Below are 26085 nucleotides of genomic sequence, written 5' to 3' on the forward strand. Positions count from 1 at the left end.
GCAGCGCGGCAGTGCTACCCATCACACGTGTCCGGCGCTGGGGGGGGAGGACATGTCATTACATCATGGCCTGTCGCCGATGGACGCAGGAAAGGATCGCCGTATGCGTATCAATCGAATCCGAGGTCTGCGGGCAGCTCAGCTGGCGTTCGCGTCCGCGTCTGCGGGAGCAGCCTTCTGCTTCGCAGCGTGCTCGGCCGACACGGGCTCCAGGGCCGAGGACATGGGCGAGCTGGACCAGAATCTTGCAGCCTGTTCGTATGCGGTCACGACGAGCTCGTTCGAGGGAGCCCCGGAGTACTGGGGAACAATCAAGGTCAAGAACACGGGCGCGAGCGCGCTGAAGAAGCCGATCGTCGCCTTCGACGTGCCGAGCGGTGTCACGTGCGATCATCACGAGCCGGGCTGGACCCACACGCAAGCCGGCTCTCGATGCACGTATTCGAGGACATCGAACGTGTCCATCGCTCGCGGTGCGTCATTCACACTCAATTTTTCCACCGACTCGGCGTCCTCGTTCAGCCCGTCCCGCATCGAGCTCCGCGACACCAGCTGCTCCAGCGGCGGCAGCACGACGGGGGGCGGCAGCAGCACGACGAGCGGCGGCAGCACCACAGGCACGGGCGGCGGTAGCAGCACGACGGGCGGCGGCAGCAGCACGGGCACGGGCGGTGGCAGCACGACGGGCACGGGCGGCAGCACGACGGGCGGCGGCGGTGGTGGCGGCGGCTCGGGCGTTGTGTGGCAGACGGCCAGCCTGACGGAGTTCGAGTCTTACCCCGACCCCGGCAGCGAGGAGTGCATCGAGTACAACGGGTGCACGTGGGCCGGCCAGTTCGCGGCCCTCGACGGAAAGCAGCCGGAGAGCTGGGTCAGAGAGAACAACATCGCCGCGGTGCACTCGAAGGATTTCGAGAGGTACAAGCTCAAGACCCTGCGCCTTCGAAAGAATGGCAAAGAGATCGACGTCAAGGTCTATGACATGTGCTCCGACTCGGATTGCAGCGGGTGTTGCACGCGGAACGCGCAGCCGTCGGGGTACCTGATCGATATCGAGAAGTACACCGCTCAGCGGTTCGGGGTCCCGGCGTCTGGACAGGTCGAGTGGAGGTGCCTCGACTGCAATTGACGGCCGCCTCGTCAGTCCGGCGGCTCGGGCGCCGCCTTGCTCAGCCCCCGAGCGCCCTGTCGATCGCCTGCGTGAGCTTCGGGTCGTCCGGCGCCACGGACGATTCGAACCGCGCGATCACCGACCCGTCCTTGCCGATCAGGAACTTGGTGAAGTTCCACTTCACCTCACCGGCAGGTGCGGCTTGCGTGAGGAAGGCATAGAGGGGGTGCTTGCCGCCCCCCTTGACCGGGATCTTCGAGAACATGGGAAAGCTGACGCCGAACTTCGTGGAGCAGAAGGCGGCGATCTCGGCGTCGGTCCCCGGCTCTTGCGCGCCGAAATCGTTCGACGGGAAGCCGAGGACGGCGAAGCCGCGATCCTTGAGCCGCTCATGGAGCTCCTCGAGCCCCGCGTACTGCGGCGTATAGCCGCATTCGGAGGCAGTGTTCACCACGAGCAGCACCTTGCCTCGGTAGTCGCCGAGGGAGCGGTCCTGTCCGTCGATGGTCTTCATGGTGAAGTCGTAGAGCGACATGGCTTTTCCTTCCTGAGCAGCGCCGGGCGTGCGCTCCGGCGAGCTGCGCTCGACATCCCTTCCACAGCCCGACACGCAGGCGAGGGCGAGCGAGGCGGTCAGGGCGAGTTGGCACCGGAGCACGCGCGGCGAGCGTTCCATGGCGTCATGGATAGACGCGCGTCCGGACCGCGTCGAGCAGGAACGCGCTCCGAGCCGAGGCGACGCCGCCGCAGATCTTCGCGGCGTACGGGGTCAGGTTTTCGCGGGCGTCGCGGTCATTTTTCTGCGGGAGAGGTCACATTCCCACGGATCTTGGTGGTCCGAATCCTGCAAATCTGCCAGGCCATCTACACTCTGAGCGCAATGCGGAAGAATCGCTTCAATTACGAGGAGCCGAGCGCCGCGGTCACCGTGGCCACAAACGATGCCTCGCCAGTAAGCGGAAGGAGCCCGTTGGCTCGCATTTCCATTTTTTCTTTTTCTCTTGCAACCGGTGCGGGCCGCGTGTAGGACTGCAATGCCCCCTTCCAGGGGGGACAAAAATGAGGGGTCGGGACACCGGGCGCTGCGCGTCCCCGGGGAGCTGAAAATTCGCGCGTCGCTTAATCAAGTCTTCGGCGAGCCGCGCATAGGTTCATCGCGTGTGTGAGGGCCCGTATGGCCCTCTTCGAGCGACCTTTGCCTCACACGACATGTGCGGGGGTGATGAGCATCGATGATTCGCGATCTTGATGATACGATCCGTGAGCTGATCACGGCGCGCGCACCGACCGGGTCTCAGCTCGCGAACGCGGAGATCAGCTTCGATCTGCCGGACGCACAGTGGCGGGCGGGGCTCTCTACCCTCACGCTCAATTGCTACCTGTACGACATCCAAGAGAACCGCGAGATACGGACCAACGAGCCGATCACCGCGCGCAGCGCCGATAAAAAGAGGGCCACGCGCCTGGCGCCGCCGGTTCGCATCGACTGCGCGTACTGCATCACGGCGTGGAGCCCCTCCACGAGCGACGCGGTGCTCGAGGAGCACCGCCTGCTCAGCCAAGCGCTCCTCTTGTTGCTCCGCCACCCCACGATCCCCGCGGCGGTGCTGAAGGGCAGCCTCGCCACGCAGATCCCTCCTTATCCAACGGTGATCGCCTCCAAAGAGGGGGTGAAGAACCAACCCGAGTTCTGGCACGCGCTCGATCAGAAGCTGAAACCCTCACTCAACTACGTGGTCACGCTCGCGATGTTGCTCGAAGACATCCCGTCCGACGCGGCGCTCGGCCATGTCGTCGAGAGCGTGATCGTGGAGACCGATCACAAGACACCCGAAGGCTGAGCGACCGGACAGCCGGCACGATCCTTCTAGATCGCGAGGATGAGCATGAATGTTGGCATCAATCTGTTAGAGGTCGATGGCAAGGCGACGCCGAGCATCCAAGCGGCACCCACCTCGGTGGCGGGTTTCATCGTCCGCTCCAAGCGGGGCGTGCCGGGCAAGGTCCGGCAGGTGACGAGCTTCGCGGACTTTCGCGACTATTTCGGCGATTACGACAAAGCCGCGTTCGGCGCCTACGCGGTGCGCGGCTTCTTCGATAACGGCGGCTCGCTCGCGTACGTGACGCGCGCCGTCGCCACCGCGGCGTCGGGCTCGGTGACCGCCGCCACGCCGGCCACGCGCGATTTCCCGTCCGCGGGCGCGGGCGCGACCACGGCGATCACCGTGACGGCGGGGTACCGCGGCAGCCCCGATCCGGGGGCGTGGGGCAAGGGCATCTCCGTCGGCATCACCTCGAACAGCGATGGCACCTACAACCTCGCCGTGCAGTACAACGGGGTCCAGGTCGAGCTCTGGGAGAAGATCAAGTTCGGGGGCGTCGGAGCCGAGAACCCGCTCAAGATCAACGACGAGGTCGCGGGCTCCAAGTACATCGTGGTGGCCGTCCCGTCGGCCGCCACGGCGAACCCGGCGCCGACGGCGAGCCCGGCGTTCGCGCCGCTCAACTCCGGCGGCGCGGACGACAACCTCGACGCGTCCGGGCGGGAGTCCGATCGCGTCGCCGAGCTGCAAAAGGCCGTCGACAACCGGGTCTTCGACGGCGTCGATGTCCAGCTCCTCTGCTGCCCCGAGACCCACGACGCCGCGCTGGTGAACGCGGCGCTCACCTACTGCGCGGACCGCGGCGACTGCATGTTCGTCGGTCACACGGCGGAGAACGCGGACGCCGACGCAGCCAAGGCCTATGGCCAGCCCCTCCGCGGAGACAAGCGCTACGGGGCGATCTATTTCCCCTTCATCCGCGTGAGCGATCCGCTGGGCGGCTTCCGGTGGATCCCGCCCACGGGCCACGTCCTCGGCGTCTATGCCCGGACCGAGCGGGAGCGCGGCATCTGGAAGGCGCCGGCCGGCAACGCGGCCAGCGTCAACAACGCGCTCGACGTGAAGTTCGCCATCAACGACGTCAAGCACACCGATCTGGTCAAGAACGGATCGGTGAACGCGGTGCGGTTCATCGCCGGCCAGGGCATCGTGGTCGACAGCTCGAGGACGCTCAGCACCAATCCGCTCTGGCTCTACGTCAACGTGCGCTTGCTCTTCAATTTCGTGAAGAGCTCGCTCAAGTACGGCCTGCGCTGGGTCGTGCAGGAGCCGAACGATCCGACCCTGTGGAGCAAGGTCAAATACAACAGCGTCACGCCGTTCCTCATGGGGCTCTGGAGGCGTGGCGCGTTCGGCCCCGGCGCGCCCGACAAGGTGTTCAGCGTCAAGGTCGACGGCGAGAACAATCCTCCCGCGAACATTCAGCAGGGCATCTTCAACGTCGAGGTCTATTTCTATCCTTCGCGTCCGGCCGAGACGGTCATCATCACCGTGGGGCAACAAGAAGGCGGCGCGTCGGCAAGCGATCGCTGATCGGGAGGAGGGCTCATCATGGCGGATCTTGGGTTCACCGAAGCGTACAGGACGCACGAGTTCGTGGTCGAGATCGAGGGCATCGAGAGCCCAGGCGTCACGAAGGTGACGGGCCTGAGCGACGGCGAGGTCGACGCGATCGACCAGCCCGACGGAGGCTCCAACATCATCCACAAGATCAGCTCGGGCATCATCAAGCACGGGGATATCACCATCGAGCGGAACATGGACGGGACCGCCGCGGACAAGGCGTTCAAGGACTGGTTCCAGGAGATGTTCAAGATCGACGGCACGGGCCTCGGGTCCAAGCTGCGGCGCAACGGATCGGTCGTGAAGAAGCAGTTCGGCGCGGAGGTGATGCGCTTCGCGTTCGAGGGCGCGTGGATCAAGTCGTCCAAGTTCACCGATCTCGACGCCTCGGCTTCCGGGCTCATGAAGCAGACCATCGTGCTCGCCATCGAGCGGATGACGCGCATCTGACGGATCGCGGGCCCACGATGAGCGCACGCCAAGTGGAGTACGAGGTCACCCTGCCCGTCGGACACACCGACGCTTCGGGTCGCGTGCACCGCCGCGCTTCGATCCGGAAGATGCGCGGGCACGAGGAGGCGCTGTTCTACGATCCGCTCCTCACCCCCGGGCGCCTCGTCACGGAGCTCGTCAAGGGCTGCCTGATCCGCCTGGGCGACATCGACGCGATCACGAGCGATCTCGTGTCGCAGCTCTACTCGGCGGACCGCAACTACCTCATCGTCGAGCTGCGCCGGATCACGCTCGGGGATCAGCTCCCGGCGTCGTACACGTGCCCGAGCTGCGGGGGCGAGACGACGGTGGTCGAGGACCTCGGGAGCCTGGAGGTCCGCCGCCTCACCAACGGATCGAGCCCCCAGGCCATCGCGGTCACGCTCGAAGACGGATACGAAGATCGCGACGGCGCGGTGCACCGCGATGTGCAGGTCCGCCTCCCCCGCGGGGCGGACGAGGAGTTCGTCTCGCGCACGGCCGAGAAGGATCCGCTGCGCGCTCGGGACGCCTTGATCCTCCGCTGCATCGAGTCCTTCGGCGCCCTCCGGCGCCAGGCGCTCGAGTCGTACGGGATCAAGATCCTGCGCGATCTCACGATGGGCGATCGGCGGCTGCTATATCAGGCGATCGAGGCGCAGACGCCGGGGGTGAACTTCCGGCGGTCCATCCGCTGCGCGCATTGCAACGGCCAATTCGGCGCCGTGCTGGAGGCGTCCGGTTTTTTCGTGTTGGGCTAGGTGGAGGAGCTCGCATTGCTCGCGAGGTCTTCTATCTAGCCTATCATCTGCACTGGTCGAGGACGGAGATCATGGACCTGGACGTGAGCGAGCGGCGAGCCTTCGTGAGGATGCTCGCCGAGCGTATCGAGTCCGAGAACGAGATGATCGACGAGCTGAACCGGCGTCTCCAACGAAGGTGAACCATGCCCAAGGGTCCCCTCATCCGCGATGTGGCGCCTGCACCGAGCGTCGCTCCGATCGACGCGGCGCTCGCGATCGGCCGGACCCGCGCGCGCGCTGTCGCGACGGCGCCGCGGCTGGGCGTGTGGATGCTGGATGTCCGCCCGCGCCGCGGCGCCGCCGTCGCGATGGGTGGATTCGAGGGAATCGCCGCGGTCTTCAAGCTCCCGGCTCTCCAGGGGGAGCGCCCGGCGCCTCAAGGCATCTCCGCGGCGGGGCCTGCGCCCGTCGTCCGGGGCCCCGAGCCCCAAGGCATCTCCGCGGCGGCAGCGCCCGCGCTCGTCTTCGGCGGCCATGGCTCCGAGCCTCGAGGCATCCCCGCGGCGGCGGCGCCCGCGAGTTCCCCTGCGGTCACGACGGGAGGGCTCGAGAGGTCGCCCTCAATCGCGACGGGAGGGCTCGAGAGGCCTCCCGCTGTCGCGACGGGAGAGCTCGAGATGTCTCCCGTGGTCGCGGCGGGAGGGCTCGAGAGGTCTCCCGTGGGCGCGGCGGGAGAGCTGGATGGGCTCCCGGCGGTCACGATGGTGGAACCTCTCAGATCTCCGCGGATCCCCGCGGCCTTCGAGCTCGCGGGCCCCGACGCCGTTCCTGCGCGATCTCCCCTCCCACAGCGCGGCGGCGCCCTGGAGGGGAGCGCCGTCATGCCGTTCCTCCACTCGAGGCGAATGGCGATGGCGTCGATGCGATCGGCCGCCGGCGTGTGGGGCCCGATCGTCTCTCCGCTCCTCCCCGCGGCCTCCAGCCTCTCGCGGTGGGTGGTCCCGAACGTCTCCGGACCGAACCTCTCCACGGGCCCGGATCGACGCCGCGCCGCACCCTTTACGCCTCTGGCCGATCAGGGCGCTCCGAGCCCCCCTCGAGGCGCCCTCGATCCCCTCGACTCCATCCCTGAATGGGGGGACTCGCCGACGGACGGAGCGCGAGGATCTTCCACCGTCGACGTCGATCTCCCCGACATCGATGTTCCATCGCCTGCTCGCGACGCGGCGCCCCCGACCGAGGCTCCGATCGAGGGGCCGGCGCTGGTCCACCGGCGCGCTCCGTCACCCTCGCTCCCAGCGCGCGGCCTCGACGGGCTCGCGGATCCTTTGATCGAGCTCGTGAGGCGCGAGGTCTCGGAGGAGGTGGCGCGTGCCGCCGAGCACAAGCCGCCGCCGCCGCCCCCGCCCGCCCACAGGGTGGACGTGGAGAGCGACGATTTCGTCCGCGGGCTGATGAACCGGATGGCCTCGATCGCCCGCGACGAGCAGTTCCGCAGCGGGCGCCTGCGCTGATGACGGAAGGAGCGATGTGATGAGCGAGCGACAAGTCCTGCGTGGGTTCCTCGCGAACGTCGACGTCCTCCCGCCTCTGATCGTCACGTTCCAGTTCAACCCTGCGTCGATCAGCGACAACAAGGCGGTGAGCTACGCCGACCGCGCCCAGACGATCGGCAGCAACGCGCCTGGGAAGGTCTATACGGGCGGCGGACACCGTACCATCAGCTTCGATCTCAAGCTCCATGGCCTCGAGGAGGGCACGAACAAGCTCAACCCGACGCCGCTCGACAACGGCGTCTCCACCGAGCTCGCCAAGCTCCGCTCGTTCCTCTACCCCAAGGCGGACGCGTGGGCGACCCTGAGCGGGCTGTTCGGAGGGGGCGGCGAGGGGACGCGCATCTCGGCGCCGCCCACGTGTTACTTCGGGTTCGGGACGCGCATCCTCGAGTGCGTCCTCACCGATCTCCGCGTCAGCGAGACGCAGTTCAACAGCATGCTCGCGCCGGTCCGGGCCGACGTGGGCGTCACGCTCGTCGTCATCGAAGAGACCGAAAGCGCGCTCTACGAGTTCGACAAGCAGCACCGCAACGTGCTCGCCGCGCTCGGCCTGCAGAACATTCGCTTGTTTTGAGGGACCACGATGCCGCTCTCCATCCACTCTCGTTACCATGGCCTCCCCACCGTCGATGTCGGCGGATCGGTCAGCCTCGCGCAGCGCCCGCCGGCTCCGGAGCGGGATTACCCGGACAGCCTCATCCACGAGATCGTGGGCGGAGAGACGCTCGACCAGCTCGCGAAGCTCTATTACGGCAGGGAGGACCTCTGGTGGCGAATCGCCGACGCCAACCCGCGCCGCTTCGCGCACGCGTGGGGGCCGGGCGACAAGCTCGTCATCCCTCCCATCCAGGTCGCCACCAGGACCGCGGCGAGGTGACCTTTGGGCGCGGACCTCTTCTACCGCGTGAGCGTGGACGCGAGCGGCGCCGGCTACGACCTGTCCGGTGACATCGTGTCGCTCACCGTCGAGCAGCGCGACGCCCAGCCCGACTCCATGGTCGTGACGCTCAGCGATCCCTACAAGGTGCTGAGCCACGCCGTGCAGGAGGGCATGGACGTCGAGGTCGAGCTCGGCACGAGCGACGATCACGCGCTCGTGTTCGCGGGGCGCATCTACCGGGTCGACGGCAGCTTCCCCGAGAACGGCGTCCCCACGCTCCGGGTCCAGGCGTACGACCGGAGCATGAAGATGGGGCTCAAACGTCGCAATCGCCCCTTCACCGACATGGCGCTCTCCGACATCGTGAGGAACGTCGCCGGTCTCCACGGCTTTGCCAGCGTCAACGTGGACGTGGTCGGCGACCCGCGCTTCACGGGCAACGGCATCCGGCAGCAGGACAAGACAGATCTCGACTTCCTCCTCGAGCTCGCGCGGACCTACGGGTGCGTGATGTACGTCCGGCCCGGCGACTCGGGCGACACCCTCCATTTCGTCTCCCAATACACAGTGATGATGACCGAGCCCTCGGTCACCCTCCATTATGGGCGCGCCGGGGCCGCGCACCCGCTCTACAGCTTTCAATCGAGCGCGAACGTGAGCGACGTCGAGCTCCCTCGGGTGCTCTCGGGCATCGACTTCGACACGGGCCAGGCCACGAGCGTGACCACGGCGCAGGCGCTCGAGGTGCGCGAGGAAGAGGACCCGTTCTTCGACGAGAACCTCACCGCCTTCCGGACCGACCACCCCGTGAAGGCCGCGCAGCTCGAGGTCCTCATCGGGGCAGCCTCGGCCACGCAAGCCGTGCTCCGGGAGGAGCTCGGCACCTCCACGCGGCAAGGCGTCCCCACCTTCACCACCGAGGCCGAGCTCAACACCCTGGCGCAGAACCAGTTCTCGACCAGCCTGCGCGGCATGCGAGGGAGCGGCTCCTCGCCCGGGATCAAGGAGATGTTCGCCCGATCGAGCGTGTCCATCCAGGACGTCGGCGGGCGCTTCTCGGGCACCTGGTACCTCTCCCAGGTGCGGCACAAGCTCGATCGAGAGGGGTACAAAACCGAGTTCGAGTGCCGACGATGAGCGACATGGGCGACACGGGTACGGCCGAGCGGCGCGAGCAGCGCTATTACGGCAAATACGCCGGGATCGTGATGGACAACGCCGCTCAGGGCGGGGGCGCGCACCGCGGCCAGATCAAGGTGCGCGTGCCGGGGATACTCGAAGAGGAGCCCGGCGGCGGCGCCGACCGCCCCATCGAGGTGGTCGCCGCGCCGAGCTTCCTCCCCGGCTTCTTCTTCATCCCCGAGGCCGAGGCGCCTGTGTGGGTCGAGTTCGTGGCGGGAGACATCAACTTTCCGATCTGGACCGGCGTCTTCTATCCAAACGACGCTCCGCCCAACGACAGCGGCGGGAGCGCCCCGGACGAGCACAAGAAGATCATCCGCACGCCCTCCGGTCAGGTGATCCACCTCGACGACACGAGCGGGAGCGAGAAGCTCGTGATCAAGGACGAGAAGAACAAGAACACCGTCACGATGGACGCGAGCGGCGTCAAGGTGGAGTGCGAGCAGAGCAGCGGGACAGGCACGATCACCATGGACTCGAACGGGGTCACCATCGAGTTCGGCCAGGCCAAGCTGACGCTCTCCCAGAGCGCCATCGAGCTCAAGGCCGGCGCCACGGTGTCCCTCAAGCTCGACGCGTCGAGCGGCGCCACGCTCGAAGGTGGACCGCTGAGCAAGGTGGCCGCGGGCCCCTCGGGGGTGACCGTTACGGACGCGACCGGCGCGGCGCAGGGGGTGGTGCTCGGGCAGATCCTCTCGTGGCTGCTCGCTCATACGCACATCGGCAACATGGGCGCTCCGACGCCGCTCAACCCGGGACAGCTCGCGCAGCTCACGGCGCAGATGTCGGCGGGGTCGGGCGTGGCGTCGAGGCCGGGCGGTTGATCGAGGAGGAGGCGAGATGGCGCTCAATATCGGTGACAGGGACGCGACCAGGGGCATGACCAAGGTGATCTTCGACGCCATGGACGCCGAGCTCCGCCCGCCGATGGAGCAGTCGCTCCGCGACACCGGATCCCCCGAGGACGAGATCCAGAAGGCGGTCATCAAGGCGCAGGCCAACTGGCGGCAGCTCAGCTTCGTCATCGCCTCGGGGCTGGTCTCCTCGCTGCGCAGGGATCCATCGCCTTCCCCTGCGGACCCGGTGTTCGGAGAGGCGTTCTCGTCCAGGGTCGAGGACGCGGTGTTCTGGGACTGGCTCAAGGGCTTCGTCGGCGTGTTCCAGAGCTGGGCGCCCACCACGGCGGACGGCGTGAGCCTCAAGAACGCGATCAACGGCTACCTCTCGGGCAAGCCCGTGCCCGAGCAGCTCCGAGGGATCCTCCAGTGAGCGACGCCATCCGCGGGCTCTCCTTCCCCTTCCGCATCACCGAGGGCGGCGGCGTCGCCGAGCAGCGCGGGACGGACAAGCTCAAAGAGAACATCGTGCAGATCCTGCTCACCGGCGCGGGGGAGCGCGTGATGCGGCGCGACTACGGCGGCGGCCTCCGCAAGCTCCTCCACGACCCGAGCAACGTCGCGCTCAAGGCCATCGTGCAGCACCAGATCGCCAAGGCGGTGAGCCGGTTCGAGCCCCGCGTCCTCGTGCAGAGCATCGAGGTCGAGGCGAGGCGCGACGGCGGCGCCGAGCAGCTCTGGGTCTCGATTTCATACGTCATCCGCCGCACGCGGCAGACACAATCGCTCAGCGTCCCCATCGGCCTCGGCGGGATCTGAGCGAGGGAGGAGCGTCCCATGAGCGACGAGCAAGGGCGAATCGACTACACCAACAAGGATTACGAGTCCCTCCGCGCGGCCCTCCTCGAGCTCGCGGCGGAGCGGCTGCCCGAGTGGACCGATCACTCGCCGAACGACATGGGCGTCGTGCTGCTCGAGCTCTTCGCGCACATGGGCGACTCCCTCTTCTACAACCAGGATCGCATCGCGGCCGAGAGCTTCCTCGCGACCGCGCGCGAGCGGAGGAGCGTCGTCAACCTGCTCCGCCTCATCGGTTACGAGCTCCGCCCGCCCACCGCCGCGTCGGCCGATCTCACCCTGCTCTTCGCCAACAACGCGACGGGCTCCGCCACCATCCCGACGGGGGCGCAGTTCACGACGACCAAGGAGAGCACCGGCGTCGCCGTCAAGTTCCAGCTCATCAAGCCCGCTGTCACGATCGCCAGGGTCGAGGACCTCCCTCTCATGCGCGTGGACGAGCGCGGGGAGCTCGTCCCCTTCGTGGTGGGCGGCGCCCGGCCGATCGACAACACCGTGTTCAGGGCCTACGAGACCTTGCCCGTCGTCCAGGTCGATGACCCTCCGCCGCCTCCCAAGGACATCCTCGGATCGTCCGACGGCAGCGCGGGACAGAGGTTCCGGCTCGCGCTCAAGCCGCTCATCGACGAGACGCTCGTCGTGACGGTCGACGAGGGCGCGAGCGAGGCCTGGACGCGCGTGCCGAGCCTGCTCCACAGCAGCGGCAGAGACAAACATTATGTCGTCCGGCGCGACGAGGACGACTACGCGTGGATCGAGTTCGGCAACAACACCTACGGGAAGGCGCCTCGCCGGGGCCGGAACAACATCACCGCGCGCTACCTGGTCGGCGGCGGCGAGAAGGGCAACGTGCCGCCGAGGGCGATCTCCAAGATCGTGATCACGCCCGACGTCCCGGGCCTCAAGCGGGTGATGAACGTCAAGGCGGCGAGCGGGGGCGGAGAGCACGAGGCGGCGGCCGCGGCCGCGGCGCGGGCGCCGCAGCAGTTCCGCTCGTCCGGGCGGGCCGTCACGGCGGCCGACTACGAGCTCCACGCCAAGAGCTACGGCGTCGCCAAGGTGCGCGCGTTCGCGCCGTCGTGGAACAAGGTCAACCTGGTTGTGGCGCCCGAGGGCGGCGGCGCCCCGAGCGAGACGCTCCGGCGCGATCTCGAGGCGTACTTCGATGGCAAACGGATGATCACCACGCAGATCGAGATCGTCGATCCGAAGACCCCGCTCGTCCTCATCGAGGGGGATCTGGTGGTGGAGCCGCGCTTCTCGCAGCCGCTCGTCAAGGCGCGCGTCGAGGCCGTGATGCGCGAGCTCTGGTCGTTCGCCAACGTCGACTTCGAGGACCACCTCTACATCAGCAAGATCTACGAGGCCATCGAGGGCGTCGAGGGCGTCGGGGCCATCAACATCACCCGCTTCGCCCGCGCCGACGCCCCCGCGGGCAGCCCGGCCATCCCCCCCGACGGCACGCTGCGCTTCTCGTTCAACGAGATCCCCGACGTCAAGGGGATCTCGTTGAACAGCGTCACCGGAGGGCGCCTCGATGCCTGAGCTCGACGCCCGAGCCGACGCGCGCGGCGAGCGCATCGACATCGATCTCACGCTCGTAGGAACGGCCGAGTCCGTGCCGCACGCGCGCGTGCTGCGGCGCCGCTCCTCGACCCCCAAGTCGGCGACCGACGGGCTCGTCGTGCTCGACCTCGCCGATCTGTTCACGCAGGCCGGTGATCCCTGGCCGGAGGTGCGGCGGCAGCGCTACCTCGTGCTCAACACGCTCGCGGAGGGCGGCATGGTGCAGGCCGAGCTCGCCGCCTACGTGGGCGCGGGCGGCGCCGTGGAGCAGGTGGTGATCACCGCCTATGATCGCACGAGCGACGGAGTTCGTGTCGTCCGGATCGACCAGGTGAGCCGGGTGGTCACGACCGGCGGCGCCACGGAGATCTTTCAGCGCATCGGCGCCGCGCCCGAGACCTCGGCGGGCACCTTCACGGTCTCGAGCGGTCAGGTCGTCTGGTCGGCGGGCGCCGTGACGCTCGCTGTGGACTATGACCGTCGGGAAGATCAAGAGATCGTCTCCACCGTCCTGGAGGAGGGGGGAGCGCGCGTCCGCTTCTCCACCCGCGCGGACGGCGAGGACATCCGCGTCACCGACTACCGAGCTTCGTTCAACCCCGACACCGGCGAGTGGACGCGAACCCTTCGAATCGCCGACGAGGAGCGCTCGTCCAAGGCCCCGCGCGGCGCGCTCGACCCTGGCCCGACGCGCTTCCCCTCGAGCGCCGCGCGAGGGCTGGAGCCGGGGACGACCTATTATTACGCCGCGTTCGCCGCGACGTCCGGGGCCTTCGCCGCGAAGCCGTTTGCGACGGCCGCGGCGACGGCCACGGCGAGCTACGGAGGCGGTGATCTCCTGTATCGCCTGCTCCCCGAGGCGCACCGCTTCTTCGACGAGCGCGAGGCCGCCCAGGCAGGCGCGGGGCAGCTCCGCCGCTTCCTCCGGATCTTCGGGGACGGCGTCGATCTCGCGCGGAGCACGGCCGAGGGGCTCCTCTCGCTCCACGACGTCATCACGGTGGACGCGGCGCACCTGCCTCGCCTGGCCGCGTGGATCGGCTGGGAGCCCGATCGGACGCTGGCCGAAGAGGTGCAGCGCACGGACATCCTCGCCGCGCCCGAGATCTTCGGCACGGTCGGGACGATCCCCAACCTCACGTCGCTGGTGAGCAGGGTCACGGGGTACGACTGCGATGTCAAAGAGTTCGTGAACAACGTGTTCATGACCAACGCGCCCGAGGCCTCGCGCCATGTGCAGGTGTATCAAGCCGTCAACACGGGACCGGGCTTCGGGGCGCCGGGCCCTCAGGCCAACCTGTACCCACCATCGAACGAGCCCGCGATCACCCAGGCCCGGCCGGACGCGTTCGACGGCGAGCCCTCGGCCGCGATCGGCCCGGGAGGCTCGGTGTGGCTCTTCTGGCACGCTCACCGCGCCCTCGCAGGCCGGCCGGGGCGCCGCCGTGTCTGGGCCCAGCGGCTCAAGGGCCTCGATCCCGCGCCGATCGACGTGCTCGGCGATCTGCCCGATGACCCGGGCTTCGTCGACGAGGGCCCGGCCGCGCTCTTCGACGGATCCAGGATGTGGCTCTTCTGGTCCTCGAACCGCGGCAAGACAACCGATCTGTGGGCGCGTACGTTCACCGGCGATCTGGCGACGCGGAGCGCGCCCGTGCGCCTCACGAGCCACGCCGCGCCGGACGCGCGGCCCGCCGCGGCGCGCGACACGAGCGGTCGTATCTGGGTGTTCTGGGAGTCCCGCCGACGCGGCCCCACGGATATCTGGGCCATCAGCACGGCGGACGGGGTGACGTGGGACAAGCCGGTTCGCGTCACGTCCGGTGACGCGCGGGATCAGATGCCCGCGGCCGTGATCGATCCGGGCGGGGTCCTGCGCCTGTTCTGGAGCGCGGACAGGGGCGATCGCAGCGTGATCCTGCAGACGAAGCGGACCGGCGCGGGCTTCAGCGCGCCCGAGGAGGTCGTCTCGGCCGCGCCCGGCGTCCGCAACGAGGCGCCGGCCGCCGTGGTGTGGAACGGCAACGTGTGGCTCCTCTGGTGCTCGAACCAGGGTGGCAGGTTCCGTATCTGGGCCAGGGTGCAGGCGGGCGGCACGGTGTGGGGGACGTCGTTCCTGGCGATCGGCCGCCCCTCCAACGACAGGGACCCCGCGCCGGTCCTGGACGGCGCGGCGCTGTCGCTCTTCTTCTCGTCGCGGGAGGGCGGGGAGCGCTTCCAGTCGCGCACCGTCGATACGGCGTCTCCCGCGGGAAAGCTCGCCCTCAAGACCATGCACCGCCACGCCGATCGGATGCACTACACCTACGACACGCGGCGCGCCAAGGAGAGCTTTTATGCGCGCGACGCGGTCGGGATCTACCTTCGCGCGTCGGGCGTGCCCGACGTCGAGCAGCGCCAGGCCGTCACGCGCGCAGGGGCGTTCGTCGCGCCGTTCCGACCGCTCCAGATGAGGCTCGTGTGGATCCTGGAGCGCACCGACGGATCGATCGAGGCCGTGCAATCGGACGGTTGAGCAGGACTGTCGTCGAAAACGAGGAATCAAGCCATGGGTAACTTCTCCAAATCGCCGCTCGACGTGCTCAAGGACAACATCGACAACGGGTATGTCGGCCTCCACGTCGAGCAGGGCGTGCCCGTCCTCGATCGCGACCTGAACCTCCTCGGCGACCTCATCATGGCGCGCCTCCGGAGCGTCGTCGGCCGGTACATCGGCGACGGCGTGCCGGACGCGGCGACGACGTTCAACATCGCCCCGGTGAGCCCCGCGGCGGCGGACGACTTCATGATCAGCGCAGGGGGAGCGGGCGTGTTCCTGGCGGGCGGCATGGAGATGTCCATCAGCGCCTCGATCCGCTACAAGGCCCAGCCCGGCGGCGTGCCCGCGCTGAGCACCTCGGGGCCCAGGACGGACACCATCTATCTGGACACGTTCACGGACGAGGTGGGGGCCGATCCGGTGATCAAGCTCGACAACCCGGACGACGTGGGGATGCGGACCTCGGTCCGGCGCAAGCCCAACTGGGTCGTGCGCGTGGCCGAGGGGGTGGACGTGACCACCAGCCCGCCGGGCGCGCTACCCGCGGCGCCGTTCGGGCACACCTATACACCGCTCGCGCTCCTCGCGCGGCCCGCGGGCGGGGCCGCCATCACGGCGGCCATGCTCAAGGACCTCCGGCGAAAGAACATGTCGTTCGCGCTGCTCGAGCAGCGCATCCAGACGCTGGAGCGCCTCCTCGGGCCCGTCATCACCAGCTTCACTCCGCAGACCGTGAGGCCCGCGCAGACGAGCCCGATCACCATCACCGGGCGCAACTTCCAGGTGGGCACCCCGCAGGTGCTGCTGGGGGACACCCAGGCCATCGTCGATCTAGCGGCCTCGACGGACACGAGCCTCGTCGTGAGGCCGCCGCTCGGCACCCGCCCTGGCACGTGGCCCCTCAAGGTGCGCAACGACGTCGGCGAGGCCACCGCGCTGCAGAGCATCACGGTGCTCGCGTTGAGCGCACCCTCCTTCGCGGCGGCCGGGACCCAGATCACGCCCAAGCAGCAGCGCGTCGGGAACGCCATCACCATCAACGGACTCAACCTCTCGCTCGTCAACAAGATCACGTTCAACGCGGCGGCGCCGGTGGTCGCGCAGCCGACCGACATCCTTGGCCAGAACAACAGCCAGATCCAGGTCAGGATCCCCGACGCGGTCGTGCCCAACCTCACGGCCATCAACGTCACGCTCGCGATCGAGGGGGCCGTCCTCGCCGACGGATCGCCGGTGCCGCTCGCCACCACGGTGGACACGGTGCAGGTGCAGCCTGCGAGCGCGCCGTTCTTCAACGGCTTCACGGGCGCCGGCAGCCAGATCTCGCCGACCAGCCAGCGGATCAACAACAACGTGACGCTCAAAGGTCAAAACTTCGGTTCGGGCTCGCCCAAACCCACGGTCACGTTCAACGCGTCACCCACGCCGGTCTCGGCAGCACCCGGGGACATCACCGTCACCGCGCCCGACGGGGCCGGTCAGCAGACCATCTCGGTCAGGGTGCCTGTGGGGCTCCCGACCGGCGCGGGCGTCACGGTCACGGTCACGGTCGCCGGCTGGTCGGCCACCTCCACCGAGGTGCTTACCGTCCTGCCGGCCGTTTGACGGCCTGGCGTCGGGGCTTCGTCGATCACGATACTCATCTCGCCGATTATCCAAGGGAGGACTCATGGCTCATCAAGTGTATCCGAACGCGGCGCCGCTCTCCGTGGCGGCCGGCGCCACGGTGACGCAAAGCTTCAGCGCTGTCGTGAACGCCGGCGTGGCACCCAACAGCGGCATCTCTGCCATGTTCGTTCACTTCGTCGTCATCGGCGGGGGCGCGACGGCCACGGTCGGGCTCAGCGTCGTCACCGGCGCGGGGACGGGAGCGACCACGACGCTCGTCCTCGATGGTGGTCTCCAGAGCGTGGTCACCGCGGGAGGGGCCGAGATCGCGAGCGTCGAGTACCTGTCCACGGGCGTCGCCAACGTCTTTCGGATCGACTTCTACCCTTCGGGCGCGACCAACGATCTCCCTGGGACCACCTGGAACCTCACCTTCACGCGAGCCGTGGCCGCCGCGCCGCCCAGTCAGAGGTACACGTGGGTCGTGGCCGATGACGTGAACGAGTCGCAGCAACCGTGGATCCATGCGCCGGACGCTCCGGTGGACGTGGGCACGGCGCTCATGAAGGACCTCCTCACCGGGCAGTCGTACGACGTCTCGGCCACCGTCGACAACTGGGGGACGAAGGAGCTCACGGTCAGCACGCTGGTCATGACGACGCAGGGGGATTACACGCTCAAGACCAAGACGAGCCCCATCGCTCCCGGCGCCTCGGGCGTCTTCACCTTCACGTTCAAGTCGCCGCCTGAGGCCGGCGCTCACCCCGGCGCCTTCACCCTCGGGCACGACGACCCGACGCCCGGCCACGACGCGGTGGTCGATTTCACGGCGAGCACCGGATCCATCGAGGTGGTCCTGCTGCTCGACGCCTCGGGCAGCATGAGCTGGAGGCCGAACGGCACCACGGCGACGAACCCCGACCAGTCTCGCTGGTATCAGCTCGCGCAGGCGTCCGGGAACTTCCTTCATACGTTGTCCCACTTCGCGAGCACCCAGGGCCAGTTCGCGGTCGTGCTCTTCCCCAAGATCACCGGCGGTCCTCCGGGGGTGCTCGTCCCCAGGACCAAGATCCCTGCCAACCCCAGCTCGGCGATCGCGGCCATCAACGGGGTGACGCCCTCGGGCGGCACGCCGATGGGCGAAGGCGTCGACCAGGCCGCCGGCTCTCCCGGCGTGCCCAACAGCCATGGGCTGTTCAGCGGCGCCGAGGTCGATGTCGCTCACAACCACCGCTGGCTGGTGCTCATGTCCGACGGGTATCACAACCAGGGCAATGCCCCGTCGGAGCAGGCGAGTTACTACGTGGACGAGAAGAAGGTCCGCGCGATCACCGTGGCGTACGGCGATGAGGGCGAGGTCGATCACGGCCGCCTCCAGCGCATCGCCCAGGCCGGCCAGGGCGCCGCGGCGGCTCCCGTCTTCCTCGACGCGGGGCCGAACGACCTCGGCACCGGGCTCATCGGCCAGTTCAACGTCGCGCTCAAAGAGGGCCTGGCGCTCGGCTCCATCATCGACCCCGAGGGCGAGCTCACGAACGCCAAGCCGCAGTCGGTTCACCCGTTCGAGGTGACAGCGCACGACCGGAAGGTGTCCGTCAGCGTCCATTGGCTCAGCCCGGACAAACGCGTCGAGGTCGAGCTCATCTCCCCGCTCGGTGAGGTGATCACGGTTCAGGCGCAGCCGGACGGCGTGCGCAGGGTCCGGAGCGAGCTCTACATCTCGTATTTCCTCGACGAGGACGCCCTCGTCAACGCCAAAGATCCGGCCAAGCCTCGCCATGGCACCTGGCGGATCGTGGTCCGCCGCGGCATGAGCGACGACAAGGTGCCCTTCCGGTATGCGTATCAAGTCCTCACCGACTCGGGGCTCGGCTTCGCGCTCACGACGACGCCCGGCGCGCATGCCACGGGGGATTCCATCGACGTCCGAGGAAGGCTCGCGATCGACGGGCTCCCCATCGACGACGCGGCGGTGGTGGTGGTGCTCGAGTCGCCGGTCGACTCGATCCTCAACTGGATCGCTCGCAACCACGTTCCGGCCGACCTGATGAAGAAGGCGGCGTCGGAGATCCGGGAGCGGCGGGAGAAGGACTTCACGGCGATGTTCGTGAAGCTCTGGGCGCTCCGGGAAATGGGGCTCGTATTCAACGACGCCACGGTGAAGCAGAAGGTGCCGATGGTGTACGACCCGACCGACCAGGTGTACAGGGCGACCATCCCGGACACCAAGATCCAAGGCACCTACGCCGCGTACGCGATCGCCAGGGGCGACGACCCAGCGGGCAACCCGTACCGCCGCGAGCGGCGTTTGGAGGTGGGCGTCTCCCCCGTCCCCGATCGCGCGTCGTCGCCGATCGACTTCGACTACTCGATCGTCGACGGTGATATGAACGTGAATATCCGGTTCTGGCCTCAGGACCGCTTTGGCAACGTGATCCTGATCGATCCCTCGTTCGACGACCGGATCGTCGTCAGGGCGTGGGGCGGCAAGGTGGGCCAGCTCCGGATGCACCCCGACATCGACGGCAGCTACGTCGTGCAGATCCAGTACCCGATCAAGAGCCCGCCGCACGTCGACATCGAGGTGCTCGGCGTCTCGCTCCTTCACGGCTTCCAGCTCCTTGTCCTCAACGACCTGGTCTTCGCCGACCAGGTGAGCAAGCTGCGCCTCGGCGCCGAGGCCGCCCCCGGGGCCAATCGCCACACCGACGGTGACGCTGTGCTCGGCGATCCCACGCCGAAGCCGCGGGATGTGTTCGTGTCGCTCGGCGCGTACGGCGATATCGCGGTCGCGGCGCCAGCGATGGCGGGCCCGGCCCGCGCGGTGACGGTGTTCGTCCAGCCCGAGGAGGTCCTGCAATCCTATCGTGTCGAGGTGTTGCCCGCGGCGGCACGCTCGCCGACCGATCTGTTCTCGGCGGTCAAGGCCGGTGTGCTCAAGGCCCTTCGCCAGAAGTGGATCCCGCTCGGCGCCTCGCCCGGCGTCACGCGCACCTTCAGCCTCGTCCGGGTGGCGCCCAACGGGGTGAGCGCGGTCCGCGTCGTCGACACGAGCGGCAAGACGCGGGGCCGCGATCGATTGCCCAGCGCGAGCCCGGGCGTGAGCCTCCGCGGCATCGGCTTCCGCTGACGCCGACTCTTCAACCCTCCCCCTTCTAAGAGTCGCACTTCTTCTCTCCTACGCCACGTCACGCGGACGGTGCCTTCCTCGATCGAGCGCCGCCGTCACTTCTTCGTCAGCGCGTTGTAGCTGGTGATGAGGTTGCGATAGTCAGGGATGTGGTTCGAGAACAGCGTCGCCAATCCCTCGATGTCGTTGCGCCAATCGCGGTGCAGCTCGCAGGCGACGCCGAACCACGTCATGAGCTGCGCGCCGGCTTGGGACATGCGATCCCAGGCGGAGTGCCGGGTGATCTCGTTGAACGTCCCGGACGCGTCCGTGACGACGAAGACCTGAAAACCCTCCTCGATCGCCGACAGCGCGGGAAAGGCCACGCAGACTTCGGTCACGACGCCCGCGATGATGAGCTGCTGTTTGCCCGTGGCCTTGACGGCTTTGACGAAGTCCTCGTTGTCCCACGCGTTGATGTTGCCGGGGCGCGCGATGTACGGCGCGTCCGGGAACTGCTCTTTCAGCTCCGGCATGAGCGGGCCGTTGGGGCCGGACTCGAAGCTGGTCGTGAGGATCGTCGGCAGCTTGAAGTACTTCGCGAGATCGGAGAGCGCGAGCACGTTGTTCTTGAACGTGTCCGGCTGGATGTCGCGCACGAGCGACAAAAGTCCCGCCTGATGATCGACCAGCAACACGGCGGCGTTGTTCTTGTCGAGTCGAACGTACGGCTTGGTCATGGGCTGTCTCCTCTTCTATCGTCTTCTATCGTCGTGCGTGATGCGTCTGTGTGGCTCGACGCCCGAGCATGCAAGTCGTTCAATCGTCCAGATGGCCGAACTTGCCGCTCGCGAAGTCGGCGAACGCCTGCTGGATTTCTTGCGCGCTGTTCATGACGAACGGGCCGTACTGGACGATGGGCTCGTCGATCGGCTCGCCGCTCAGGACGAGCAGGTGGGCCTCCGATTCGGCTTCGATGAACAAGCGCTCGCCGGCGTTCTCGAACACCGCGAGGTCGTGCGCCGCGGCGTGCGTTCCGTTGATCGCGATGTCGCCTTTCATGACGAGCAGGCCCAGGTTATGGCGCGCCGGGAAGGTGAACTCGACCCTGCCTCGCGCGTTCAGGCGGACGTCGAAGACATCGATCTTCGTGAACGTCTGCGCGGGGCCCTTCGCGCCTTGGTATTCACCTGCGATGACCCGCACGGAGCCCGCGTTCTCGGGGAGAGTCACGATGCCCATCCGATCGCTGGTGATGCTTTGATACCGAGGCGGCGACATCTTGTGCGCCTTGGCGCTGGTCCGCGTCTGCATCGTATTCGTGGTGGTCATGGCTGCGTTCTCCTGACACGAGGAGGAATAGAGATGCCGAGTTCGTAGAACAATATGCAACAGTGGGAAGAACTGTTCCAGTTTTTGGAACAGTCCTGTCACATGCTGGCGGCCACGCTCGGCGTGGCGGATAACACGAGGCGCTGGCGGAGCAGGTCGAGGAACGCTACCACCTTCGGCGAGAGGTGCCGTGTGCTCGGATAGAGCGCGAACACGGGCACTTCGGGCGCCGACCAGGACGCGAGCACCGGCATGAGCCGCCCCGCGGCGAGGTCTTCCGCGCACAGGTGCTCCGGCAAGAGCGCTACGCCGAAACCCGCGCGAGCGACCGAGCGAAGCATCTCGTAGTCGTTGACGACGAGCCGCGGGTGAACCGTGATCTCGGCGATCCTGGGCCCCGACCTGAGCTCCCAGGAGCTTCCCTCCGGTGCGAACACGATGCACGGGTGGTCCGCGAGCTCGGCAATGTCGTTCGGCTCGCCAAGCGCCCTTTTGACCTCGGGCGCAGCGACCAGACGGCGCCGCACGGCTCCGAGACGCCGGGCGACGAGGCTCGTGTCCGGCGTGGTGCCGGCCCGCAGCGCGAGGTCGAAGCGCTCCTCGACGACGTCGACCCTGCGATCGGTGCAAACCAGGTCGACCTGGACATCGGGGAAAAGACGCAGGTATTCGGCGAAGATCGGTCCGAGAACGGAGAACGCGAGCGGGGCCGTCACCCGCAAGAGCCCCCGGGGCGTCGACTGGAGCTGCGAGACCGCGAGCTCTGCCTCCTCGAGCGCGGCGACGATGCGAACGCAGTGCTCGTAGTAGACGCGACCGACGTCCGTGAGGCTCAAGGTTCGCGTGGTCCGCTGGAGCAGCCGCGCGCCGACGCGCGACTCGAGATCGGAGATCTTCCGGCTCACGGTCGACTTCGGCATCCCGACGGCGGTCGCCGCCGCCGTGAAGCTGCCTCCCTGAACAACCCTCGTGAAGAGGACGATTTCGTCGAGAGCGACGTTGGGTAGGCGAGGGTCCATGGGTGGTACAATCTACGCAGAATGCGCGGATTGTTCCAAGCGATCGCGACCTCTTTCGATCCGCCTGCGCAAAGTCGCGCCCCGCTGGTTCGGGCGCAACCACGCACGCGCTCGAGCGCGCCGGGGCTCCGGCCAGCGACGCAGCGGTGTCAGATCGAGTCCCGAGCCGCAACGCTCGAGCTGCAACCGAGGAAGAGCAGCGCCAGGAGGCTCACACACCGACGCGCTCGACGCGCACCCGCACCTCGGCGGCCGTCAGCGCCGCATCGCGGCCCGCCGCCCCTGCGCCGAGCTCCACCGAGCCGCCCGCGATCTCGGCGATGAGGAGCGGCCCCGTCGCCTTCACGATGCGGCGGGCCTGGTCCAGCACGCGCGCCCTCTCGTCCTCCGTCGCGCCGGCGAGGACACCGCTGAGGATGACCCCGCAGGCGCGGTTCGCCGGCAGCGCGGAGAGCCCGGCGACGGTCGCCACGCGGGCCGCGAGGCCGCACACCTGCGCCACGTCGCGCGCGAGGAGCTCGGCCGCCTCGCCGACCACGACGACGCCGCCGTAGAGCCCGCGCAAGGCGGGGGCGGCGACCGCCCTCACGCCGCGGACGAGCCGCGCGCGCGCCTCGACCGCGTCGGGCGAGCAGTCCGGCAGGCGCTCCGCCGCCGGCGCGTCCGGGGCGGCAGCAATGACGGCCGGGGGCAGCGCCGCCCGGATCGCGGCGAGCCGCGCCCGCCACCACCGCGCGCCATGGGCGATCTCCCGGGCGCGGCGGTCGCGCTCGTCTCGCCCTCGATGGACGTGGACGTGAAACGCCTCGGATACGGGCTTTTGCGGCTGGCGCAGGGCGCGCACGCTCGTGAGCAGGCGTATGTCGATGAGTTCCGCGCGCCGCACGCCCTCCAGCAGATCGACGAAGGCTCCCTTCTCGGCGCCACCGCCGATGAACCACTCGTCGAAGCCGCCGAGCGCATCGACGAGGCCCCGCCAGACGATGGGCAGCCCGTCGCGCACATCGGAGAGCGGCTCGGAGCCCGGGGTGCCGGGGCGGAGCCGATCCCCCTGGGCGCCGGGCGCGCCGCCGTCGAGCGGCGTGCCCGAGAGGAGCGGAGCGAGCCCCTCGACGGCGCCCGAGGCCGCCCAGGCGGCCGAGCGCTCGATCCACGCGGCCGGCGGCAAGGCGACGCGGGCCAGCGCCGGCGTGAGCACGGCCGGCACGCCGCGCGCGAGCGCCGCGTCGTGCTCCGAGAGCGCGTGCTCGACCGCCTCGGGCGAGAGCAGGACATCGGCGTCCAGGAACCAGATCAAGGGCGCCCGGGCGGCGCGAACGCCCGCGTTCCTGGCATGGCTGCAGTGCGGGAACTGCCCCCGCGGGCGCGGGCTGTCGACGATCTCGACCCGGAAGGGGTGAGAGCCCGGCTCCGCCGCGGCGCGGATCGCGCCGCCTGGATCGCCGCCGTCGCACACCACCACGACCTCGAAGGACGACGGGGCGGCGGTCTGCGCGCGCAGCGCGGCCACGGCGCGCCGCAGGAGGGGCGCGGTCGAGGGTTGGCACGGGATCACGAGGGCGATGCGCGGGGGAGCGGCGCTCCTCGCGTGAGCCTCTGCAGCGGAGCCGGGCGCGCCGGCCGCAGAGCCGGCCGCGTCGCGCGCGGAGCCGGCCGCGCCGCGCGCGGAGCCGGCCGCGTCGCGCGCGGCGCCGCATCCGACGGCCGCATCGCCCGCGGACGCGCCTCTATCGCCCGCTCCCGCCGCAGGGCCGCCCCTCAGCGCCGGGCGCTCGCCGAGCACCTCCCACAAGCTGGCGAGGCACCGCTCGCGCTCGCTCAGGTACGCGTCCCGCGCCGCTTCCTGGATGCGCCGGAGATCCGCCTCCGTGAACGCCATGCAGCGCTCGACCGCATCGCGCACGTCCTCCGGAGCCACCGCGTGCGTGCGCACAAGGCCCTGCGCGCCGTGCGGCGCGGCCGGCATGCGCAGCGCGCAGCCGTCGATCTCGCTCATCGCCTCGGTGTCGGGCACGAGGACCGCGGCGCCGACCGACAGGCCCTCGTGGAGCGCGTGGCCCCAGCCCTCGTAACGAGACGGACAGAGGTGGAATCGAGACGCGTTCTGGTAGAACCGAAGCCGCCGCTCGTCGACGCGCCCCGCGAACTCGACGTTCCGCGGCCTGAGCGGCCAGCCGAGCGAGGACACGACCGTCAGCGGATACGGGATGCGATGGCGCTCCCAGGCCAGAAGCACGGAGTCAGTGCCTTTCGCGTCGGAGCCGCCAGGGACGTGCAGGAAGCGCCGCGCCCGAGGCACGGCCGGGTCCCAGCGGTCCTCCGAGAAGAAGCCGAGGTGGCGGGCCCGCGGCGTGAGCGGGGCGAAGTGCGACAGCGCGTCCCGGGTCTTGCACAGGACGAGCTCGAAATCGTCGAGCGCGGACCGCATCTCCGGCCGCCACCACTCGGCGTTCGGGATCAGCCAGCGGCGCGGCGCGCCCTCGGCGAGGCGCGGCTCGTAGACCTCGAGGAAGATGACGAGATCGGCGCCCCCCACGCGTTCGGAACGCTGGAAGTGAACGCCGGTGACCCGGTGGCCCCAGCTCTCCAGGAGGCTGCCGAGAAGGCGGTAGTCGCGCTCGAGCCCCTTGCCGTTGTCGATGTTGGTGACGATGTGGATCTGCATCGGAAGCATCCCGTCGAATTTTTCGGGAAGATTCACAGGGAGGCGGGGAGGCGGGGAGAAGGGGAATAAAATCCCATCAATCTCCCCGTCTCCCCGCCTCCCTGTTCAATTCTCTGTCAAATGAGGGGATTTGTCATGATCCGCATCTCAGCCCGATCCAGCCGCGGCGCCGCGAGCGTCCTCCACCAGGCCACGGTCACACCCAGCCCCTCAGCCCCGCGTGGTGCTCGCCCAGGATGCCGAGCATCTGGCGCATGCGGTGCACATACGTGAAGCTCGCCTTGACGCGCGCGTGACCGGCGCGCCGGATCGCCTCGCGCTCGTCGTCGTGCTTCACGTAATAGTCGATGAGGCGCCGCAAGGCCGCGAAATCGCCGAACGGATAGAAGACCACGTGCTCGCGATCCCGGAACTCCTCCTCCAGGCCGAAGATGTAGGGGTGGATCATGAAGCCTCCCCGGCCGAGCGTCTCGTAGATGCGATCGGACCAGTAATGCGGGTGATCGAAGCCGACACACAGGCTGTCGCCCACGACGACCTTCGCCGAGGCGTACAGGCGGTTGAGGGCGTCGCCGCGCACGCAGCTCTCCGGCGAGCCGTGCTTCACGAAGCGGCGGCCGTACGCCTCCGAAAGGAAATCCACGAGGCGCCTCCGATAAGGCCACTCCGGGTGATAATCGTACGAGCCCACGAAGCAGACGTCGGCCGCAACGCCGGGGTCGACGTCCGCGAGATAACACTCGGCGCCGTACACGCCGGGCTTCAGGTAATGGTGGCGTATCCCCTGCGCCCGGAAGAACGCCTCGCTCCCGCCGTCGGGCGTGAACACGTGCTGCGTGCGCCAGAACGGGTCGAGCCGGAGATCGCGGCCGCGCGAGAGGCCGGCGTACAGGTCGAGGTGGTACGAGGCCGTCGGGATGGGCAGCTGCGTGATCCAGCGCAGCGCGTCGCCGCGCAGGCCCCAGGTGCGGGTGTAGAGCAGCAGATCGACGTCGCGCGCCATGCCGTCGAGCTCCTGCAGGGTGAAGGCGTTCTCCTGGGCCTGGACGACATCGACGCCGAGCTCTCGCAGGCTCTCTGCGACGTGGTTCTCGGTCGAGAACGACGGGCCGAAATTGCCGATGTACAGGATGCGACGGCGCATGGGCGAGGGGGCCACGACGG

22 protein-coding genes are annotated in these 26085 nt (G+C 68.6%); 16 read left to right on the forward strand and 6 right to left on the reverse strand.

The window, feature by feature from the left end:
• Window positions 1-103: 103 nt before the first annotated feature.
• Entirely contained in the window at window positions 104-1129 is a 1026-nt protein-coding gene (locus WMF19_RS47055; protein WP_437896310.1) for a hypothetical protein, read from the forward strand.
• Window positions 1130-1169: 40 nt separating this feature from the next.
• Here WMF19_RS47055 and WMF19_RS47060 read toward each other — a convergent pair whose 3' ends face one another.
• Window positions 1170-1646 (reverse strand): glutathione peroxidase, encoded by a 477-nt coding sequence (locus tag WMF19_RS47060; protein ID WP_437896311.1) that lies wholly within the window; start codon window positions 1644-1646, stop codon window positions 1170-1172.
• A 697-nt stretch (window positions 1647-2343) separates the two neighbouring features.
• Between WMF19_RS47060 and WMF19_RS47065 the strand changes: the two genes are divergently transcribed.
• From WMF19_RS47065 to WMF19_RS47135, 15 genes are all read left to right on the forward strand, one after another.
• Window positions 2344-2952: a DUF4255 domain-containing protein gene (locus WMF19_RS47065; RefSeq protein WP_272095970.1), complete on the forward strand. Its 609-nt coding sequence runs from the start codon at window positions 2344-2346 to the stop codon at window positions 2950-2952.
• Window positions 2953-2997: 45 nt separating this feature from the next.
• Complete coding sequence (locus WMF19_RS47070) at window positions 2998-4527, forward strand: phage tail sheath family protein (protein WP_437896312.1); 1530 nt, start codon at window positions 2998-3000, stop codon at window positions 4525-4527.
• A gap of 18 nt (window positions 4528-4545) precedes the next feature.
• Entirely contained in the window at window positions 4546-5007 is a 462-nt protein-coding gene (locus WMF19_RS47075) for a phage tail protein (protein ID WP_437896313.1), read from the forward strand.
• 17 nt (window positions 5008-5024) lie between these two features.
• Entirely contained in the window at window positions 5025-5789 is a 765-nt protein-coding gene (locus WMF19_RS47080; protein ID WP_437896314.1) for a hypothetical protein, read from the forward strand.
• A 185-nt stretch (window positions 5790-5974) separates the two neighbouring features.
• Window positions 5975-7285 carry a hypothetical protein gene (locus WMF19_RS47085; protein WP_437896315.1) on the forward strand — a complete coding sequence of 437 codons (1311 nt, stop codon included), beginning with the start codon at window positions 5975-5977 and terminating at the stop codon, window positions 7283-7285.
• A gap of 19 nt (window positions 7286-7304) precedes the next feature.
• Entirely contained in the window at window positions 7305-7901 is a 597-nt protein-coding gene (locus WMF19_RS47090) for a CIS tube protein (protein ID WP_437896316.1), read from the forward strand.
• Window positions 7902-7910: 9 nt separating this feature from the next.
• Window positions 7911-8204 (forward strand): hypothetical protein, encoded by a 294-nt coding sequence (locus tag WMF19_RS47095; protein WP_272095979.1) that lies wholly within the window; start codon window positions 7911-7913, stop codon window positions 8202-8204.
• Between the two features lie 3 nt (window positions 8205-8207).
• A complete protein-coding gene (locus WMF19_RS47100) occupies window positions 8208-9344 on the forward strand; it encodes a phage late control D family protein (protein ID WP_437896317.1) in 1137 nt (378 codons plus the stop codon).
• A gap of 5 nt (window positions 9345-9349) precedes the next feature.
• Window positions 9350-10213 carry a phage baseplate assembly protein V gene (locus WMF19_RS47105; RefSeq protein ID WP_437896318.1) on the forward strand — a complete coding sequence of 288 codons (864 nt, stop codon included), beginning with the start codon at window positions 9350-9352 and terminating at the stop codon, window positions 10211-10213.
• Window positions 10214-10229: 16 nt separating this feature from the next.
• Complete coding sequence (locus tag WMF19_RS47110) at window positions 10230-10658, forward strand: hypothetical protein (RefSeq protein ID WP_437896319.1); 429 nt, start codon at window positions 10230-10232, stop codon at window positions 10656-10658.
• Complete coding sequence (locus WMF19_RS47115; protein ID WP_272095983.1) at window positions 10655-11044, forward strand: GPW/gp25 family protein; 390 nt, start codon at window positions 10655-10657, stop codon at window positions 11042-11044. The genes WMF19_RS47110 and WMF19_RS47115 overlap by 4 nt, the downstream gene beginning before the upstream one ends.
• An 18-nt stretch (window positions 11045-11062) precedes the next feature.
• The gene (locus tag WMF19_RS47120) at window positions 11063-12628 is read left to right on the forward strand and encodes a baseplate J/gp47 family protein (protein ID WP_272095984.1); all 1566 of its coding nucleotides are present in this window, start codon (window positions 11063-11065) and stop codon (window positions 12626-12628) included.
• Complete coding sequence (locus tag WMF19_RS47125) at window positions 12621-15164, forward strand: hypothetical protein (protein ID WP_437896320.1); 2544 nt, start codon at window positions 12621-12623, stop codon at window positions 15162-15164. The genes WMF19_RS47120 and WMF19_RS47125 overlap by 8 nt, the downstream gene beginning before the upstream one ends.
• Before the next feature lie 33 nt (window positions 15165-15197).
• Window positions 15198-16793 carry an IPT/TIG domain-containing protein gene (locus WMF19_RS47130; protein ID WP_437896321.1) on the forward strand — a complete coding sequence of 532 codons (1596 nt, stop codon included), beginning with the start codon at window positions 15198-15200 and terminating at the stop codon, window positions 16791-16793.
• A gap of 64 nt (window positions 16794-16857) precedes the next feature.
• On the forward strand, window positions 16858-19926 hold the full coding sequence (locus tag WMF19_RS47135; protein WP_437896322.1) for a vWA domain-containing protein: 3069 nt from the start codon (window positions 16858-16860) through the stop codon (window positions 19924-19926).
• A gap of 95 nt (window positions 19927-20021) precedes the next feature.
• Here the strand turns inward: WMF19_RS47135 and ycaC are convergent, their stop codons facing one another.
• The 5 genes from ycaC to WMF19_RS47160 all read right to left on the reverse strand — a co-directional run bounded on the left by ycaC (window position 20022) and on the right by WMF19_RS47160 (window position 26065).
• Window positions 20022-20645, reverse strand: coding sequence for an isochorismate family cysteine hydrolase YcaC (ycaC, locus tag WMF19_RS47140; protein ID WP_437296142.1), 624 nt, complete (start codon window positions 20643-20645; stop codon window positions 20022-20024).
• 79 nt (window positions 20646-20724) lie between these two features.
• A complete protein-coding gene (locus tag WMF19_RS47145) occupies window positions 20725-21237 on the reverse strand; it encodes a pirin family protein (RefSeq protein WP_437896323.1) in 513 nt (170 codons plus the stop codon).
• A 98-nt stretch (window positions 21238-21335) separates the two neighbouring features.
• The gene (locus WMF19_RS47150; RefSeq protein WP_437896324.1) at window positions 21336-22256 is read right to left on the reverse strand and encodes a LysR family transcriptional regulator; all 921 of its coding nucleotides are present in this window, start codon (window positions 22254-22256) and stop codon (window positions 21336-21338) included.
• A gap of 211 nt (window positions 22257-22467) precedes the next feature.
• The gene (locus WMF19_RS47155) at window positions 22468-24930 is read right to left on the reverse strand and encodes a glycosyltransferase (RefSeq protein ID WP_437896325.1); all 2463 of its coding nucleotides are present in this window, start codon (window positions 24928-24930) and stop codon (window positions 22468-22470) included.
• Window positions 24931-25117: 187 nt separating this feature from the next.
• Entirely contained in the window at window positions 25118-26065 is a 948-nt protein-coding gene (locus tag WMF19_RS47160) for a glycosyltransferase family protein (protein ID WP_437896326.1), read from the reverse strand.
• Window positions 26066-26085: the final 20 nt, after the last annotated feature.

The sequence above is a fragment of the Sorangium sp. So ce124 genome (genome assembly GCF_051525235.1).
GTDB classification, from domain to species: domain Bacteria; phylum Myxococcota_A; class Polyangia; order Polyangiales; family Polyangiaceae; genus Sorangium; species Sorangium atrum.

Coding starts and splice junctions, on each gene's coding strand:
- WMF19_RS47055 (WP_437896310.1), top strand. CDS start 104: ATGCGTATCAATCGAATCCGAGGTCTGCGGGCAGCTCAGCTGGCGTTC.
- WMF19_RS47090 (WP_437896316.1), top strand. CDS start 7,305: ATGAGCGAGCGACAAGTCCTGCGTGGGTTCCTCGCGAACGTCGACGTC.
- WMF19_RS47120 (WP_272095984.1), top strand. CDS start 11,063: ATGAGCGACGAGCAAGGGCGAATCGACTACACCAACAAGGATTACGAG.
- WMF19_RS47085 (WP_437896315.1), top strand. CDS start 5,975: ATGCCCAAGGGTCCCCTCATCCGCGATGTGGCGCCTGCACCGAGCGTC.
- WMF19_RS47075 (WP_437896313.1), top strand. CDS start 4,546: ATGGCGGATCTTGGGTTCACCGAAGCGTACAGGACGCACGAGTTCGTG.
- WMF19_RS47080 (WP_437896314.1), top strand. CDS start 5,025: ATGAGCGCACGCCAAGTGGAGTACGAGGTCACCCTGCCCGTCGGACAC.
- WMF19_RS47060 (WP_437896311.1), bottom strand. CDS start 1,646: ATGTCGCTCTACGACTTCACCATGAAGACCATCGACGGACAGGACCGC.
- WMF19_RS47150 (WP_437896324.1), bottom strand. CDS start 22,256: ATGGACCCTCGCCTACCCAACGTCGCTCTCGACGAAATCGTCCTCTTC.
- WMF19_RS47135 (WP_437896322.1), top strand. CDS start 16,858: ATGGCTCATCAAGTGTATCCGAACGCGGCGCCGCTCTCCGTGGCGGCC.
- WMF19_RS47110 (WP_437896319.1), top strand. CDS start 10,230: ATGGCGCTCAATATCGGTGACAGGGACGCGACCAGGGGCATGACCAAG.
- WMF19_RS47130 (WP_437896321.1), top strand. CDS start 15,198: ATGGGTAACTTCTCCAAATCGCCGCTCGACGTGCTCAAGGACAACATC.
- ycaC (WP_437296142.1), bottom strand. CDS start 20,645: ATGACCAAGCCGTACGTTCGACTCGACAAGAACAACGCCGCCGTGTTG.
- WMF19_RS47065 (WP_272095970.1), top strand. CDS start 2,344: ATGATTCGCGATCTTGATGATACGATCCGTGAGCTGATCACGGCGCGC.
- WMF19_RS47070 (WP_437896312.1), top strand. CDS start 2,998: ATGAATGTTGGCATCAATCTGTTAGAGGTCGATGGCAAGGCGACGCCG.
- WMF19_RS47105 (WP_437896318.1), top strand. CDS start 9,350: ATGGGCGACACGGGTACGGCCGAGCGGCGCGAGCAGCGCTATTACGGC.
- WMF19_RS47145 (WP_437896323.1), bottom strand. CDS start 21,237: ATGACCACCACGAATACGATGCAGACGCGGACCAGCGCCAAGGCGCAC.
- WMF19_RS47160 (WP_437896326.1), bottom strand. CDS start 26,065: ATGCGCCGTCGCATCCTGTACATCGGCAATTTCGGCCCGTCGTTCTCG.
- WMF19_RS47125 (WP_437896320.1), top strand. CDS start 12,621: ATGCCTGAGCTCGACGCCCGAGCCGACGCGCGCGGCGAGCGCATCGAC.
- WMF19_RS47155 (WP_437896325.1), bottom strand. CDS start 24,930: ATGCTTCCGATGCAGATCCACATCGTCACCAACATCGACAACGGCAAG.
- WMF19_RS47095 (WP_272095979.1), top strand. CDS start 7,911: ATGCCGCTCTCCATCCACTCTCGTTACCATGGCCTCCCCACCGTCGAT.